Raw genomic sequence first — 15,163 nt, forward strand, 5'->3', positions numbered from 1 at the left:
CATGGTGATCGTCGATCTTCTTGCCGCAACCATCTGCTTTGCCGGCGCATGCCATCCCGCGCTGGTAGGGCAGGACACGCCGACAGGGACCTATTCCCTGTCGCATCGGCGTGTCGAGGATCCCGGCTATGACGGCAGCGTGCTCGTCTTCAAGGAAAACGAAAAATACCTCTGGGCCATCCATCGCGTTTATCTCCTCAATCCGGGAGAACGGCGCCTCGAGCGCCTGCAGGGCGGGCGTGCCGACATGCGGCGCTATGTCACCAAGGGATGCATCAATGTCGCGCCGGAGGTGTACCGCCAGCTCGTGGATTGCTGCGCCAGGGACGTTCTCGTCATTAACAAGCCTCGCTCCTGACATCAACCTTTAAGCGAGGGAATGAAAACATCATAGGAGGCGCAAGCCATGAAACCATTGAACATCTTGATCAGCAAACGCATTGCGTCCCTTTGCCTGGCAGCGGTCAGCCTGTCGGCCGCGGCAATGGCGGCGGCGGGCGAGGCCGAGGATGTTGCCGGATTGCTGCAGGCGGGCCGTTACCAGGAAGCGCTGAGCCGGATCGACGCGCTGCCGCGCGACGTGGGCGCCCAGCCGCAGATACGGCTTTATCGCGGCATGTCGCTGATGGCGCTCGACAGGCGGAACGAGGCCTTCCATTCCTTCGAAGCGCTTGCGGCCGAGCATCCCAACATGCCTGAACCCTTCAACAATATGGCGGTGATCCAGGCGGCCAACGGCCGTTACGGCGACGCCCGCGTGCTGCTGGAAAACGCGCTGCGCGCCGATGCCGGCTATTCGGTCGCCCTCGAAAACCTCGGGGATGTCTACATCAAGATGGCTAACCACACTTATGCGCGGCTGCGTACCCTCGGTCCGCAACGCAAGGCAGTGCGCAAGCGGCATGAGACGGTGCAGTCGGTCAGCAGATTGATCGAGCGTCCCGGGTCACCGCGCTAAGCGGCGTTCGCAGCCGGTTGCGGTCAACAAGCCTGCAACGATCACGGAGCTTGAGATAAAACAACTGCGGCCCGCCATGGGAGAGAAACTATCGCGGTGCCACGCCGGACGAATTGTCATATGAAACGCGAAGACAATTCTCCCCTGTACAGGAAACCCGTTCCGCCAAGCGGCCAGCGGCCCGGCGGTCCGGCCGCCGGATCCCCCAAGATGCCTCCGCGCAAGGCCTGGCTAATATTCCTGGCCATCCTGTTCACCAATTACTTCATCATGCGCACCTTCTTTCCGGACGGCGACGCACCGGTGACGGTGCCTTACACCGTCTTCAAGCAGGAAGTGGCCAGAGGCAACGTCAAGTCCATCTATAGCCAGGGCGCAAGCATTGAAGGCCGATTCAATGCGCCGGTGACCTGGCCGCCGGAAGGCAAGGCCGGGGAGCAACGTCCCGGGCCGCTGCCGGAAACGCCCAGCCGCACTGCGCCCACCTTCACCACCACCTTGCCGGCATTCGTCGATTCCGGCCTCGAGCAATTCCTGATTGCCAACAAGGTCGAGATCAGCGCGGTGCCCATCAAGAACAGCAGTGCGCTTGCCACCTTGCTCTACGGCTTCGGTCCGGCGCTGCTGCTCATCGGTTTCTATGTCTGGCTCTATCGCCGCGCCGCGCAGCAGGGCGGCGGCATGGGCGGATCGCTGTTCGGCATTGGCAAGAGCAAGGCACGCCGCTACGATCAGGAACAGGACTCGCGCGTGACCTTCAATGATGTGGCCGGCATCGACGAGGCGGAAAACGAACTGGTCGAAGTGGTCGACTTTCTGAAGGATCCCGACAAGTACACGCGCCTGGGCGGCGCCGCGCCGAAGGGGGTCCTGCTGGTCGGTTCGCCGGGTACCGGCAAGACGCTGCTGGCAAGAGCGGTCGCCGGGGAAGCGGGCGTGCCGTTCTTTTCGATGAGCGCGGCCGAGTTCGTGGAAATGATCGTGGGCGTGGGCGCGGCCCGGGTGCGCGACCTGTTCAAGCAGGCGCGCGAACATGCACCCGCCATCATCTTCATCGACGAGCTCGATTCCATCGGCCGTGCGCGCGGGCAGACAGCCATCGGCGGGTCCAGCGAACAGGAACAGACGCTCAACCAGATCCTGACCGAAATGGATGGCTTCTCCAGCCGCGAAGGCATCATCGTGCTGGCGGCCACCAATCAGCCCGATGTGCTGGACAAGGCGCTGCTCAGGCCCGGTCGCTTCGACCGCCGCGTGGTCGTCAATCTTCCCGACAAGAACGGGCGCGAAGCCATCCTGCTGGTGCATACCCGCAAGGTGCCGCTGGCCAAGGACGTGAATCTGTCGGAACTGGCCGCCGCCACGCCCGGGCTTTCCGGCGCCGACCTGAAGAACCTGGTCAATGAAGCCGCCTTGCTTGCCGCCCGGCGCGAGCAGACCGATGTGCGCCACAAGGACTTCCTGGACGCCTTGGAAAAGATCGTGCTCGGACCCGAGCGGCCCATATTGCTGAGCGAAGCGGATCGGGAACGCATCGCTTACCACGAGAGCGGGCATGCGATCCTCGGCTTGCTGGTGCCGGGCGCGGACCCGGTGCATCGCGTCACCATCGTGCCGCGCGGGCAGGCGCTTGGCGTGACTTACCAGCGGCCGCAGACCGACCGCTACAACTATCCCGAAGCCTATCTGCGGGCGAGGATCATCGGCATGCTCGGCGGCCGCGTGGCCGAGGAAGTTGTCTACGGCACCCGTACCACGGGTGCGGAAAACGACATCGAGCAAGCCACCAATCTGGCTCGCAACATGGTGACGCGCTGGGGCATGAGCGACAAGCTCGGCATGGTGCAGCTTGCGCCGCGCCAGAATGCCTTTCTCGGCGGCTCAGCAGGATTCGGCGGCGAGAAACCGTTCAGCGAGGAAACCGCGCGGCTCATCGATATCGAAGTCCATCGCATCATTCATGAAAGCCACCAGGACGCCACGCGCCTGCTGCGTGAGCATCGAAGAGAGCTTGATGCACTGGTCCGTGCGCTGCTGGACCGGGAAACCCTCGATGAACAGGAAATCCTGGCGGTCACAGGCCTGCCGCCCGCGCCATCGCTGTAGTGCCTTCCTCCTCGGGGACGCGACGCAGGCGCTTCGGCAACAAGGCCGGCAGCGACGCAGATGGACATGACAGAAGCCGCAGCGGCCGGCTTATAGCTTATAGTCCGAAGCCTCTATAGCCTAATGTCGATGGCCGGTGCCGCTCGGGCGCAACCAGCAGCGAGCAGGAAATCTTCTCGATCAATGATGCATCGGTTGATCCGCGCCACCACCGTGTGGCCCAGGAACGATGGCGACCATGACCCACGATGACCAGCTCCACACCCAGTTTTCGTGCCACTTCATCAATCACGGCCACCGGTTCACCGACCTCGAGATGAACGACCGGATTCAGACCGGCATCTCTCAGTATCTTCAGTCCATGAGTCAGCTCGCGGTCCATCTTCTTCCTGTCCTCTGCGATCTGCTCGTCCGGATTGAAGTGAATCGGTGTCCCGAAGTCGCCCACGATGGGAGGGGTTGGATCATCGATCACACCCAGTAGATGGATTTCGACGTCCGGATCGGGTCTCAGACGAATGCATTCCTGCAATGCGGACGCGCTTTCGGGTGTGCCGTTATAGGCTATCAGGATCTTGCGGTACATCATCGCCTCCATCACGGTGAGAAGGACTTTTAAAGTATAGGTCTTTCATGGCTGACTTCCAGTGCCGGAAGACGTCGCTCCGACGTCGGGGCGGATAGCACCTGCCAATCTCCGGAAAGGATAGGGATCCGGCATCATCGCCATCGTTTCAAGATGCGCGCATGACCGGGCCTGCGCGGTGGCCGTTGACCATTAGCCATTGGCCTTCCCGCTCACCATCTCAAAGAGGAACGATGAAAGAAGCCCAATTCAATTGAGTAAAATCGAATTGGGCGAGTTTCTCAAACATTCAGGACCTTCTCATTTGTTTCCTGAATGACTGATATAAGCTTCATTTGAGAAACTATTTCCCCAAGGAATACATCACAGGCGTATTGCTGATACTCAACAATACGATCAATGATGCATTCCAGCGCCACGTTACAACGTCTTCCCTCGGTTTCCTTTCAAGCATTCGCGCTGCCCGCGATATTCACCCAGTTCGGACTGATCATGGGTTCATGGGCAGGCCGCATTCCCGCCTTGCGTGAAGGCTTGGGTATTTCTCATTCCACTTTGTCCATGGTATTGCTCTGCGGCGGACTGGGAGCCCTGCTGTCGCATCCGGTGTCATCGCGCCTGATGGCACGGTTCGGCGCCCGCAAGACCGCCCTGATCGCCGGACAGTCACTGCTGGCGGTTTTGCTCGGCATCGGCGCCGCGCCCAATGTGCTGGCGCTGATGTTGGCGGTGCTGTTGCTGGGCGTGGCGGCCAGCTGCATGAATGTCTCGGTGCAGTCCATTGCCACCGAGCTGGAAAAGACGACGGGCCGTTCCGAGATGTCGAAACTGCATGCCTGGGGATGCGCAGGCGGCCTGATCGGCGCCGCGCTCGGCAGCGCGATGGCGGGAATGCAGGTAAAGCCTTTCATGCACTATCTGCTCATCGGCATTCCGGTTTCGCTGATGCTCAAGCTGGCCTGTGATGCCCTTGACGGCGACGACAAGGCACAAGCCGTTGAGGAAAAGATATTCTGCCTGCCGCGCGGACCGCTGGTCTGGCTGGGCGCGCTCGGCTTTCTCGGCTCGATGTCCGAAGGCAGCATCGCCGACTGGAGCGGCGTTTACCTGAAAGACCATTTCCAGGTCACCGACGGCTTCGCGCCGCTGGCCCTGACCGCCTTTTCCGTCATGATGCTGGTCGCGCGCCTTTGCGGCGATCGCATGAAGGCGTGCTTCGGCGCGCGCAGGCTGGTAGGCTGCGGCGCTCTGCTTTCGGCCTGCGGATTGTTCTTTGCCGTATTCGCACCCAATCCGTATTGCGCGCTCGCCGGCTTTGCCGCTGCAGGCATGGGCCTGTCGCTGCTGTTCCCCTTCGTCTACAGCGCCGCCGGCAAGGAAGGCCCGATGGCATTCGCCGGTGTCGCGACCATGTCCTACAGCGGCAGCCTGATGGGTCCGCCTATCGTCGGCACGCTGGCCGAGATCGTCGGCATGCAGGCGGCGATGGGCTTCATCGGTTCGCTGAGCCTCGTGATGGCAATCATTGCAAGCCGGACGGCATTGCTGAAGTAATCGCGGAATGCGTCTGCATCCTTCCTGGCCTGGCGTCGCATTCCGGCGCTAGTCATGGCCAGTCGTGGTCAGTCATGCAATGCGCGCGCCGACCACAAGTGGTAGGGAAGCATTGCGTGCGAAATGCCCCGGCCCGTCCCGCGCGCCGGGGCCGCTTCCTTGGGCAGGGCATGTGCCGCCAGCACATCCGCATAGGCCTGGTGCAGGGACACGCCTTCAGGCCGGCGACGCCTGCCCCTTGGCTCTGCCGGCCATCCGCGTTCCAGGGCGAGCAGGGCGACGATGAGATCATGAACGGCAGCATGAACGTTCCGGATATAGGAACGTGAAGAACCGATCGTTATGGCAGTCATGGTAATTTCTCCTAACGACATTGATTGATGTGAAGCCAGAGCCTGTTTGCGAGTTAACAATCTGCTGAGCACATGGTGAACGAGATTCACACCGATACCGCGTCAACAATGCGCAAGGCCTCGGCCTTGCCATGCCTTGTTGCTTGGTTCCTTATCGCGGCATGACCCCGCCACATTGGCTGCCAACACATTTTCAACTCACACCAATACTGTAAAGACTGTGACGGCTTCATCTATCAGGGCAACTTCATAAACGCCATGCGCCAGGCTTATATGCCTGCGTATCTCCAGGGATGGACCGGAGATGTCATTTCAATATAAGCGTGTCGATCAGCATGCCGCTTGCCAGTCGCACCTCCTTGCCGTACGTCTGTACGGTTTTTGTCGGCGCCTTGCCGCCAGCAGTGCGGCGACTGCAAGTCGGTCAAGACGTCGAGTCTGCGCAATACGCTGCGCGCTTGGCGCGAGACGGCATATGAAAATCGCAAACAACCTACCGGTCTTCATATGGTGTTTCTTATAGTGGCTATCACGCAACATTGCCGATATCAAGTTGGGCGCGGGGTATACCTAGCGGAAACGCTCGGGCAACATGTGTAACGATTTATTTACACAAATCGTCATGTTTCTTTGCGCGTTTTCCGTCATCCGCCATCTCCACCAAGGAGTTCCTCGTGCGCTTCATACGTCGTCTCTCGATCAAGCAGAAATTGTTGTTCAGCATGGCTTCCTGCCTGCTGCTGTTCGCACTGGTGTCTTCCGTTCTCAGCATTACGCTGACCGGCCGCAATGCGAAGGAACGCGTTGTCAATCAGGAGCTGCCGGCCACGGTGGGTGAAATCCGCAACGACATCTTGCGTCAGATTGCGCAGCCGCTGGCAGCATCGCAGGCGATTGCCAACAACAGCTTCCTGCAGCAGTGGGAACAGCAGGGCCTGGCCGATACGGGCATCGACGGCTGGCAGCGTTATGCCGCGCAGATGAAGGAAAAGAGCAAGGCGGCTTCCATATTCTGGGTGTCGGGCGCGACCGGCAAATACTTCACCGACACCGGACTCAACCGGACACTCGACAAGGCGGCCGCCGGCGATCAGTGGCTGTACGGCTTTCTGGCCAGCGGAAAGCCGTACACGCTGGATATCGACAAGGACGCCGGCGCCGACAAATACATGCTGTTCATTAATGTGCGTGCGGACGCCGCCCCCGACAAGCCGGTGGTTGCCGGTCTGGGATTGTCCGTTGATGCGATGGCCGATGCGATCCGCAGCTATCGCGTCGGCGAATCGGGATTCGTTTATCTGGTGCGCGCGGACGGCAGTTATCTCATCCACCGCAATTCGGCGCTGGCCGACGGCAAGCACTTTCTCAAGGACAGTCCGGGCTTCTCGGCCGAACTGAGCCGGCAGCTCCTCGACGGCAAGAAGTTCGTTCATGCCACCTTCGAGTCGGATGGCACCCGTTTCGTCGCTTCTTCCTATGTGCCCGAGCTGAACCTGTATGTGATTGCGGAAGTGCCGGAAGTCGAAGTGCTCGGCAACGTCGCCCGCTCCGCCACGATCTCGGCCATCGTCGCGGCGCTGGTCGGCGGCGGGCTGGGGCTGCTGATGATCTTTTTCATCAGCCGTGCCATCGCCGCGCCGGTCAGCCGCGCCGCCAGGATGCTCGGCGAAATCGCGGACGGCAACGGCGACCTCAGCCGGCGCATGACCGTGGAATCCGAGGACGAAGTGGGTGAGCTGGCCAGCGGTTTCAACCGTTTCATCTCGTCGCTCAACCGAACCGTGGGAGACATCCGCAACAGCACGCAAACCATTGCCGCCGCCACGACGCAGATCGCCGCCGGCAACCTGGACCTGTCTTCACGCACCGAGGCGCAGGCGTCCAGCCTCGAGGAAACCGCGTCGGCGATGGAAGAGTTGACGGCGACGGTCAGGCAGAATGCCGAGAGCGCCAATCAGGCCAACCGTCTGGCGGTGGAGGCGTCGAGCCAGGCGACCAGGGGCGGACAGGTGGTCGACCAGGTGGTGCAGACCATGGGCTCCATCAAGGAAAGCTCGCGCAAGATCGTGGATATCATCGGCGTCATCGACGGCATCGCCTTCCAGACCAACATCCTCGCCTTGAATGCGGCGGTGGAGGCGGCGCGTGCCGGCGAACAGGGACGCGGCTTTGCCGTCGTCGCCTCCGAAGTGCGGACCCTGGCCCAACGGTCCGCGCAGGCGGCAAAGGAGATCAAGGGATTGATCGACGACTCGGTCGAGAAGGTGGAAGCCGGCAGCACGCTGGTCGATGAAGCCGGATCGACCATGAAGCAGATTGTCGCGTCGGTGAAAAACGTGACCGGCATCATGAGCGAAATCAGCACGGCAAGCCACGAGCAAAGCGATGGCATCGGTCAGGTCAATCTGGCGATCACGCAGATGGACAATGCGACCCAGCAGAATGCGGCCCTGGTGGAAGAGGCGGCTGCCGCTGCCCGATCGCTGCAGGACCAGGCAGGCAATCTTGCGCGCGTGGTCAGCGTCTTCAAGCTGGATGAGTCGCAGGCAGGAGAAGCTGGCGCCGTAGCTCGCCTGCGCTAAAAACAGAACGGCAAGCAAAGGCGGGACGGAGCCGGCGGGAGAGCCGGTTCCGTCCCGCCTTCGCATTGCGAGCGCTTCGTGATGACCAGACTGACGATCCCTGAGGATTTGTCACGGAAGCGTTCTAGCTGTACTTGGCAAGTGCCAGGGGCAATTCGGAGTTGCATTGCGTTGATGAGCGGGAGCGCATGCGTATGGACTTACGTCGAGCACCACAGGTGCGAATCCGGACCGCGCGCAGCTGGGCAAACACAGCCAAGCCATTTCCCTGGATTTTCAATGACAGCCTCTCGTATCGTTACTGTAGAGGCCGCCGGATGAAACCTGCAGCCATTGTCAAGGCAATCAGAAAAAACGTACACGGCCTCTTGACAGGAAGAAAAATGCCGGAGTTGTGCACATGGAAAAATGTCATGCCGGATGTGCGGAAGCTTTGCGAAAGCTCCAACAGTTGTCGATATCCGTGTCTCCTAAGTCATTGATTTTTATCAGTTCTATTTTTTGCTCAAGAAACAGGCAATCTGTTTGGAACCGCATGAATTCAAGGCTTTTTCGCCGCTTGGAAGAGTTACCCACAAAGTTTTCCACAGGGAATGTGGATTAGAGGAAAAACGCTTTCGTAACAAAGGTTTACAGAAATCCTTTACCCCATTCGGGGTTTTCCTACAGTCAATGCAGCGGGCGAGCGAAGCCTCCTTGTCATAGCCATTCGTCCACGACGGTTGACGTGGGTGCAACCCGGGTGCGCCGACTTTAGGGCATCTTCACCCCGGCATCAGTCGTCCCAGCCGCCCCAGAAGATTCGTGGCGGCGACGGTGCCTTCCATTCCACCGGATAGTGGACCAGCCCCGGATAGAGGCGGCTCCACGCAACAGCCACCAGTGCCATCGAGGCGACACCCAGCAGCACCGGATTCCAGAGCGCACCGAAGCCGGCATGGCTGTGAATCATGATCATTGCATTGGCGCCGGCCGGCGGATGGACTGTCCTCGTCAGCAGCATGTACCACAGGCCTATCACCTGCGCCAATGCATAGACCCAGGGCGCATCCCCTAACAGCTGGTAGCAGAGAATCCCGATCAGCGCCACGCCCAGGTGTCCGCCGAACAAGGCGCGCGGCTGCACCGCCGGTGCGCGCGTCAGTCCGAACAGGAAGATCGCCGAACCGCCGAGGGAGGCCAGCAGGAAGGGCGAGGCCGGTGGAGCGACCAGCAGCAGTGCCAGCATGACCGCGCCGGCGGTTCCTGCGGCGCACCACAGCAGCCGACACAATGGAGATGACATCATCGGGCATACCAGTCAATAAATGAGCCTTCATTCTAACTTCCGTAATGCAATAGCTGCTGCGGGCCCCGTTGGCAGGACGCTGCATCGGGATGCCGAACCGGAGAATTGTTTTCCTGTACGGATGTCTACCCAGTCAAACCATGATCAACCTGTACAGGAGAAAGCATGTTTATCGAGATTGGCGACGGCTGGCATATCAACCTGGCGCATGTGGCGAAAGTGCACGTGGTTGACCAGGGCGGGATTGGCACCACGCTGAAGCTGTATTCCCTCACCAACGACCATCTGGGTGATTTCAATCCGAGCAGTCCGGAGGAACTGATGCGGGTGCTCAACCTCATTCATTCCTACGGAAAGACTCCCATGCCTGAAATCGGCACGCCCACCATTCTCGGCTAACTTTTTCCGGCGGAACTGCCCTTCAGGTATGCCGCAGGTACCCGCATCCAGCGATCCCGTGCACGATGCCCCGAATGATGGCGAGGGCAGGGGCGGTTTCTGGCATTTCCGCTCGCCCGTCACGTTTGCACTGACCGTTGCCGGCTTTTTCCTGGCCACTTTCAACATGCGCTTCTGGCAGGAGACGGCGGCCGTCTTCTGGCAGGGCAGATTGGCGGACCTGCTGTTCCTCGTGCTGCTGCTGCTGGTGCTTCTTTTCGGCTATGCCGCCGCGCTGCTTCTTGTGCCGGGGCGCAGGCTGCTCAAGGGAGTTGTCGTATTCCTGTTCCCCGTCTGCTCGATGGCGTCCTTCTGCGCGGACAGCTTCGGACTGGCCATCGATCAGGAGATGATCCGCAGCCTCATGGAAACCGACCGGCGGGAAGCGGTCGGCCTGTTCAGTCCGCGCCTGCTGTTCTATGCCATCGGTTTCGGCGTGCTGCCCTTGTTCCTGGTGGGACGGGCGAGCATTGCGCCCATGAGTCCGGGCCGCCATCTGCGGCATCGCGCCGCATTCTTCGGCGGCGGACTGGCGCTGGCCGCGCTGGCCTGGCAGGCGTTTCCCTCGCACTTCGAGACACTGCAACGCAGCGCGCATCTGCGCTATCTCTCCGTGCCGGGAGCGGCGATTGATGGCACGGCCCGCTTCGCTGCCGAGACCATCGCCGGCCGGCCGGCCGAAGACATCGCGGAACCGGGCGGCCAGCCCTATCGCCTGACGCAGGCAGGCCCGGCAGCGGGCGGCAAGCCACTGCTGATGTTCCTTGTGGTCGGAGAGACCGCGCGTCACGCCAACTTCCAGCTCGGCGGATACGCAAGACCCACCAATCCGCGCCTGAGCCGGATCGCCTCTCTCCACTATTTCAGCCATGTGGTGTCTTGCGGCACCACCACGGCAATTTCGCTGCCCTGCATGTTTTCCCATCTCGGCCGCGAGGAGTTCAGCCTGGCGCAGGCGCGGCGCCAGGCGAATGTCCTCGACACCCTCGCGAAAGCGGGCATCAGGGTGGAATGGCGTGACAACAACGCCGGCAGCAAGGGCGTGAGCGCGCGCATCAAGACCATCGAATTCCGCCAGCGCGATTCGGCAGCGCTTTGCGATGCCGAATCCTGCCTGGACGAGATACTGCTTCACGGACTTGAGCGGGAGTTGCGGCAGTCGGCCGGCGACATGCTGTTGGCATTCCATCAGATGGGAAGTCATGGGCCGGCATATTACAAGCGCTATCCGCGGACGATGGAGACCTTCACGCCAACTTGCCGCACCAATGAACTGCCGCGCTGCAGCCTGGAAGAAGTGCGCAATGCCTATGACAACACCATCGTCTACACCGACTGGCTGCTGGCCGAGAAGATTGCCCTCCTCGAGCGTCTTTCTGACCGCTTCGACACGCTTCTCCTCTATGTGTCCGACCATGGCGAATCGCTGGGAGAGAACGGCATTCACCTGCACGGCGCGACCTATGCGCTGGCGCCGGAGGAACAGAAGCGGATTCCTTTCATCCTGTGGATGTCGGACGGATACCGCGAGCGATTCGGGATGGATGTCGCCTGCCTGCGGCGCCAGTCACCGAACCGCTACAGCCACGACAACCTGTATCACACGCTGCAAGGCGCGATGGCAACAAGGAACCGGCTTTACCGGCCTGAACTGGACATGCTTGCGGCCTGTCGCCGCGACGGCGGGCAAGCGCCTTCGGAACCCATGGCGTCGATGACAACGCCGCAGTTGCGGCCGGATCACTTGTCCGTTGCGCCGGATGCCGGGGGAAAGGATTGAATGCGCCGATAGGCATGTTCCGCGAGATCGAACAGCCATTGCGTCAGCAGCGCGAGGACCGCGGCGGGGATGGCGCCGGCCAGCAGCATGGTGTTGTCGTTCAGCGCCAGGCCGGTGGCGATGCGTTCGCCGTAGCCGCCGGCGCCGATGAAGGCGGCGATGGTCGCCGTGCCCACATTCACCACGGCGGCGGTCTTCACGCCGGCGAGAATGACCGGCATGCATAGCGGCAGATCGACATGCAGCAGGCGCTGCCGGCGCGACAGGCCCAGCGCGAGGGCCGCCTGCCTCAGCCCAGCGGGCACTTGCTGCAGGCCGATGCAGGTATTGCGCACGATGGGCAGCAAGGCATACAGGAAGAGCGCAATCAGCGCCGGCAGCATGCCGATCGTGCCGAGCACCGGAATCAGCATCGCCAGCAGGGCCAGCGAAGGAACGGTCTGCAGCACGCCGACCAGGGCCATGATCGCATGCCTCAGGACGGGCAGGAATGCGGCGGCGATACCGAGCGGAATGCCGATCAGCACCGCAACGCCTACCGATGCGGCCACCAGAAAGACATGCTGCCGGGTGAGCCGCCAGAGATCGCCGTCGAACAGCTTGCCGCGCAGGCCGGGAGCGGATGCGGCCTCCTTCCCGCCTGTGCCGGAGACGCCGTGGCCGAGAAAGCCGCCGGCGATGGCGGCAAAGCTCCTGCCGCCGATTTCCGCCGCGGCGTTCATCCGTATCATGTCCTCGGCCCGGATACGGCCTTGCAGCGCCTGTATCGCTTGCCAGGCGGCGGGAAAGCGGCGCTCGACATCGAGCCGGTAGAGGAGCACCGCATCGTAGCGGGGAAAGTAGCGCAGGTCGTCGGCCAGCACCTGCAGGCCAAGCTGTTCGATCTTCGCATCGGTCGCATAGATGTCGATGACATCGACCTGGCGGTGCGACAGGGCGTCGTAGGCAATGCCGTGATCCATGCCGATGGCGGCATGGCGGAATGCGTAGCGCCGTGACAGGCCCGGCCAGCCGTCGGCCCTGCCGAGAAACTCGTGCGACAGGCCGAGGCGCAGTTGCGGATGGCTCGCCAGGTCGCTCAATGTGCGGATGCCGTGGCGCTTCGCATCGTCCGCGCGCATGGCGAGCGCATAGCTGTTGTTGAAGCCCAGCGGCACGCCGATGCCGATGCCGAGTTCGGCCAGCCGCCGCCGCACTTCTTCCGCCGAGACCGGCGCTTCCTGCTTCAGGATTTCGCGTTCGATCGTGCCCGTGTATTCCGGATACATATCGATGCTTCCTGTCCTGAGCGCTTCGAACACGATCGCCGTATTGCCCAGGCCTTGCCTGTGCTCGGACCGCGCATGCGGCGCGCCGGCCTGCATCAGGACTTCACCGAGGATGTAGGATTCGGTGAAGCGTTTCGAGCCCACCTTCAGCGTGTCGGCGGCCCCGACGGTGCCACATGCGAAAAGAAGCCATGCCGCCATCAGGACCAGGCCGGCGCGGACCAGGTCCGCATATCCGCGGCGCCGGCATGCGGCCGGGACGTCAAACAAGAGAATGGTAGGTTTGCCTGTATGCATGCGTCGGTATCCTGCGACAAGGAAAGCCGCTTCATTATGAGGGAGATTGCGCCCGCTGCCTTGCGCCAGGCTGCCAAGCCGCCATGCCACCCTGCCACCGTGCCACCGTGCCAGCGCGGAACAGGGCAAACATGGCGCCGCCGCCTGCGCAGCGCTATGCTCAGTATGGAGGCCTGCCGGCGAGGCAGTGGACAATGACGCAGGGAAAGGAAGAGCATGACGCTGCATGGCGTGTATCCGGACAGGCTGCCCGTCAGCACGGAACTGATCGAGAGCCTGCGCAACGACGACATGGAACGCTTCCGGGCCGTTCCCCATACCGTAATGATCAATGCCTGGCAGCCCGGGCTGCAATGGCTGCTGCTCGATCGCACCTATCCGGCACAGATCCGGCTTCGCCATCACCTGCTCGGCCAGCGCTTGCGCCATGTGATCGATCGTCTTCCCGGCGATACCGTGCGACAGGCCGAGCTGGAACTGAGGGATGAGGTGGTCGCCTATCTGCTCGATACCTATCCCGGCTATTTTCAGCGGGATGGCGATCTTGTCCTGTCGCCATTGACCGGACTGGCGATCGATGTAAGTCCGCGCGGCGCGGATCCGCTGGTGGCCGTGGCCCTGCTGGCAAGCGAAGACATGCTGTTGTTGCTGCCGGCGCAGCGGGAAGCGAATGCAGGCTACATCCTGCAATCGGGCGCGCTGCTGTTTCCGAACGGTTGGTCATTGCGCAGCCAGTTCGACAAGCCGGAACCGCAGGGCGATGCGGCTGCGTCGGCCGACTGGCATGCGCAACGGCAGCGCAGCCAGCGGGCGGCACGCCTCGGCAAGTCGCCTCGCGAGATCCACGACGGCCATGTCAGGCATTACATGGAACAGTTCGCGGCCCGCGTCGACCGGTTCTTCGCGCGCATGGAGCCCGGCATGAGAACCTGGCGCCGCAACTGGGGCATGAAGCCGGACGGCGAATTATTCCTGCATCCCGACGTGATCACCGGGCCGGCCAGAGTGATGGATGCGGATGGATGGGCTGCCCACGGCTATCTGCGCTCCGAACAGGAAACCTTTGCGAAGCTGCCGCGCTCGGGCGCCATCGTCTTCGGCATCAAGACCTACCTGTGGAAGCTGAGCGACCTGGTGAGCAATCCGGTGGCGTTAAACGCGCTGCTTGCCGCAAGTGACCAGCTCGCGCCCGCCATGGCTGAATACAGGGCGGAAGGCCTGCCCGCCTTCAGGCAATTCCTGGAGCGTCATCGTCCCCTCAACGGGTGAAGTGCTCCCAGGCCTGGCGCAGCATCATGCCGCCGCCGGCAATCAGCAGGGCGAAATAAATGATAGAGAGCACATTGGCGGCATGCCCGAGCAGGATACAGAGGCCGTCGCGCTGCAGCAGGCCGACAGCGAGACAGAGCAGCGCCAGCGCTGGCAGGGTATTGCTGAACGGGATCATGCCGAACGGCGCCATCAGCAGGACCGCGCCGAGAATCAGTGCCAGGTTGTTGATCAGGTTCCAGGTCTTGCCCGAAGTCAGCCAGACCATGCGCTGCGAACGGCTGACGTGCTCGAGGCGATGCAGCCATTTCAGCGCGCGCTGCAATACCGGGCGCAGTTTCTCGGTCGATATCTCGCGCTCGCGAACGGATTCCGGCAACCACAGATTGCGTCCGAACAGACGGCTGACGGCAATCAGCAGGATGGCGGCTCCGAAAACGGTGCTCACTCCCGGGATGGAAACGGGAATGATGAACACCAGGGACAGCAGGGCGATAAGGATCATCAGCCCGTCCTGGCCGACATGATCCAGAAGATGACTCAAGGTCACCCCGGTTGGCGGCAATTTCTCGATAATGGCTCCCAGCCTCTGGCTGAGGGCTTCTCCCTGTTCTGACATACTTGCTCCTGAAACCCCGAAAGGCAAGCCGGCTTCTACCGGACGTTTCATGAAAACCGATGAAA

The 15,163-nt window shown here is 61.7% G+C and carries 13 protein-coding genes; 8 read left to right on the forward strand and 5 right to left on the reverse strand.

Annotated features, from left to right (window positions below):
- Nucleotide 1 precedes the first annotated feature (1 nt).
- The 3 genes from FH061_RS21520 (at nt 2) to ftsH (ending at nt 3,064) form a co-directional block, all read left to right on the forward strand.
- Nucleotides 2–358, forward strand: coding sequence for a murein L,D-transpeptidase (locus tag FH061_RS21520; protein ID WP_151637894.1), 357 nt, complete (start codon nt 2–4; stop codon nt 356–358).
- 48 nt (nt 359–406) lie between these two features.
- Complete coding sequence (locus tag FH061_RS21525; protein ID WP_151637895.1) at nt 407–958, forward strand: hypothetical protein; 552 nt, start codon at nt 407–409, stop codon at nt 956–958.
- A 120-nt stretch (nt 959–1,078) separates the two neighbouring features.
- Nucleotides 1,079–3,064: an ATP-dependent zinc metalloprotease FtsH gene (ftsH, locus tag FH061_RS21530; RefSeq protein WP_151637896.1), complete on the forward strand. Its 1,986-nt coding sequence runs from the start codon at nt 1,079–1,081 to the stop codon at nt 3,062–3,064.
- 97 nt (nt 3,065–3,161) lie between these two features.
- Here ftsH and FH061_RS21535 read toward each other — a convergent pair whose 3' ends face one another.
- The gene (locus FH061_RS21535; RefSeq protein ID WP_225984792.1) at nt 3,162–3,653 is read right to left on the reverse strand and encodes a universal stress protein; all 492 of its coding nucleotides are present in this window, start codon (nt 3,651–3,653) and stop codon (nt 3,162–3,164) included.
- A 396-nt stretch (nt 3,654–4,049) separates the two neighbouring features.
- Here FH061_RS21535 and FH061_RS21540 point away from each other — a divergent pair, with 396 nt between their 5' ends.
- Nucleotides 4,050–5,204, forward strand: a complete 1,155-nt coding sequence (locus tag FH061_RS21540; RefSeq protein ID WP_225984793.1) for an MFS transporter — start codon at nt 4,050–4,052, stop codon at nt 5,202–5,204.
- 68 nt (nt 5,205–5,272) lie between these two features.
- Here the strand turns inward: FH061_RS21540 and FH061_RS21545 are convergent, their stop codons facing one another.
- Nucleotides 5,273–5,557, reverse strand: a complete 285-nt coding sequence (locus tag FH061_RS21545; protein ID WP_151637898.1) for a hypothetical protein — start codon at nt 5,555–5,557, stop codon at nt 5,273–5,275.
- A 674-nt stretch (nt 5,558–6,231) separates the two neighbouring features.
- Here FH061_RS21545 and FH061_RS21550 point away from each other — a divergent pair.
- The gene (locus FH061_RS21550) at nt 6,232–8,139 is read left to right on the forward strand and encodes a methyl-accepting chemotaxis protein (RefSeq protein WP_225984794.1); all 1,908 of its coding nucleotides are present in this window, start codon (nt 6,232–6,234) and stop codon (nt 8,137–8,139) included.
- A 775-nt stretch (nt 8,140–8,914) separates the two neighbouring features.
- Here FH061_RS21550 and FH061_RS21555 read toward each other — a convergent pair.
- A complete protein-coding gene (locus tag FH061_RS21555; protein WP_151637899.1) occupies nt 8,915–9,427 on the reverse strand; it encodes an HPP family protein in 513 nt (170 codons plus the stop codon).
- A gap of 165 nt (nt 9,428–9,592) precedes the next feature.
- Between FH061_RS21555 and FH061_RS21560 the strand changes: the two genes are divergently transcribed.
- Both FH061_RS21560 and FH061_RS21565 read left to right on the forward strand, forming a co-directional pair.
- Entirely contained in the window at nt 9,593–9,826 is a 234-nt protein-coding gene (locus FH061_RS21560) for a hypothetical protein (RefSeq protein WP_151637900.1), read from the forward strand.
- A 28-nt stretch (nt 9,827–9,854) separates the two neighbouring features.
- Nucleotides 9,855–11,645 carry a phosphoethanolamine transferase gene (locus tag FH061_RS21565; protein ID WP_151637901.1) on the forward strand — a complete coding sequence of 597 codons (1,791 nt, stop codon included), beginning with the start codon at nt 9,855–9,857 and terminating at the stop codon, nt 11,643–11,645.
- Here the strand turns inward: FH061_RS21565 and FH061_RS21570 are convergent.
- A complete protein-coding gene (locus tag FH061_RS21570; protein ID WP_225984799.1) occupies nt 11,606–13,114 on the reverse strand; it encodes an ABC transporter permease/substrate-binding protein in 1,509 nt (502 codons plus the stop codon). The two genes, FH061_RS21565 and FH061_RS21570, sit on opposite strands and share 40 nt — an antisense overlap.
- A gap of 312 nt (nt 13,115–13,426) precedes the next feature.
- Here FH061_RS21570 and FH061_RS21575 point away from each other — a divergent pair, with 312 nt between their 5' ends.
- Nucleotides 13,427–14,479 (forward strand): heme-dependent oxidative N-demethylase family protein, encoded by a 1,053-nt coding sequence (locus FH061_RS21575; RefSeq protein ID WP_151637903.1) that lies wholly within the window; start codon nt 13,427–13,429, stop codon nt 14,477–14,479.
- Here the strand turns inward: FH061_RS21575 and FH061_RS21580 are convergent.
- Complete coding sequence (locus FH061_RS21580) at nt 14,469–15,098, reverse strand: exopolysaccharide biosynthesis protein (protein ID WP_151637904.1); 630 nt, start codon at nt 15,096–15,098, stop codon at nt 14,469–14,471. The genes FH061_RS21575 and FH061_RS21580 overlap by 11 nt on opposite strands.
- Nucleotides 15,099–15,163 lie beyond the last annotated feature (65 nt).

The organism is Noviherbaspirillum aerium (assembly GCF_008929045.1).
In the GTDB taxonomy this organism is placed as follows: Bacteria; Pseudomonadota; Gammaproteobacteria; order Burkholderiales; family Burkholderiaceae_D; genus Noviherbaspirillum; species Noviherbaspirillum aerium.

Bases quoted from the DNA above. Each gene is read 5' to 3' on its own strand.
- ftsH (WP_151637896.1), top strand. From the start codon at position 1,079: ATGAAACGCGAAGACAATTCTCCCCTGTACAGGAAACCCGTTCCGCCA.
- FH061_RS21555 (WP_151637899.1), bottom strand. From the start codon at position 9,427: ATGATGTCATCTCCATTGTGTCGGCTGCTGTGGTGCGCCGCAGGAACC.
- FH061_RS21545 (WP_151637898.1), bottom strand. From the start codon at position 5,557: ATGACTGCCATAACGATCGGTTCTTCACGTTCCTATATCCGGAACGTT.
- FH061_RS21580 (WP_151637904.1), bottom strand. From the start codon at position 15,098: ATGTCAGAACAGGGAGAAGCCCTCAGCCAGAGGCTGGGAGCCATTATC.
- FH061_RS21565 (WP_151637901.1), top strand. From the start codon at position 9,855: ATGCCGCAGGTACCCGCATCCAGCGATCCCGTGCACGATGCCCCGAAT.
- FH061_RS21535 (WP_225984792.1), bottom strand. From the start codon at position 3,653: ATGATGTACCGCAAGATCCTGATAGCCTATAACGGCACACCCGAAAGC.
- FH061_RS21560 (WP_151637900.1), top strand. From the start codon at position 9,593: ATGTTTATCGAGATTGGCGACGGCTGGCATATCAACCTGGCGCATGTG.
- FH061_RS21525 (WP_151637895.1), top strand. From the start codon at position 407: ATGAAACCATTGAACATCTTGATCAGCAAACGCATTGCGTCCCTTTGC.
- FH061_RS21520 (WP_151637894.1), top strand. From the start codon at position 2: ATGGTGATCGTCGATCTTCTTGCCGCAACCATCTGCTTTGCCGGCGCA.
- FH061_RS21540 (WP_225984793.1), top strand. From the start codon at position 4,050: ATGATGCATTCCAGCGCCACGTTACAACGTCTTCCCTCGGTTTCCTTT.
- FH061_RS21575 (WP_151637903.1), top strand. From the start codon at position 13,427: ATGACGCTGCATGGCGTGTATCCGGACAGGCTGCCCGTCAGCACGGAA.
- FH061_RS21570 (WP_225984799.1), bottom strand. From the start codon at position 13,114: ATGGCGGCATGGCTTCTTTTCGCATGTGGCACCGTCGGGGCCGCCGAC.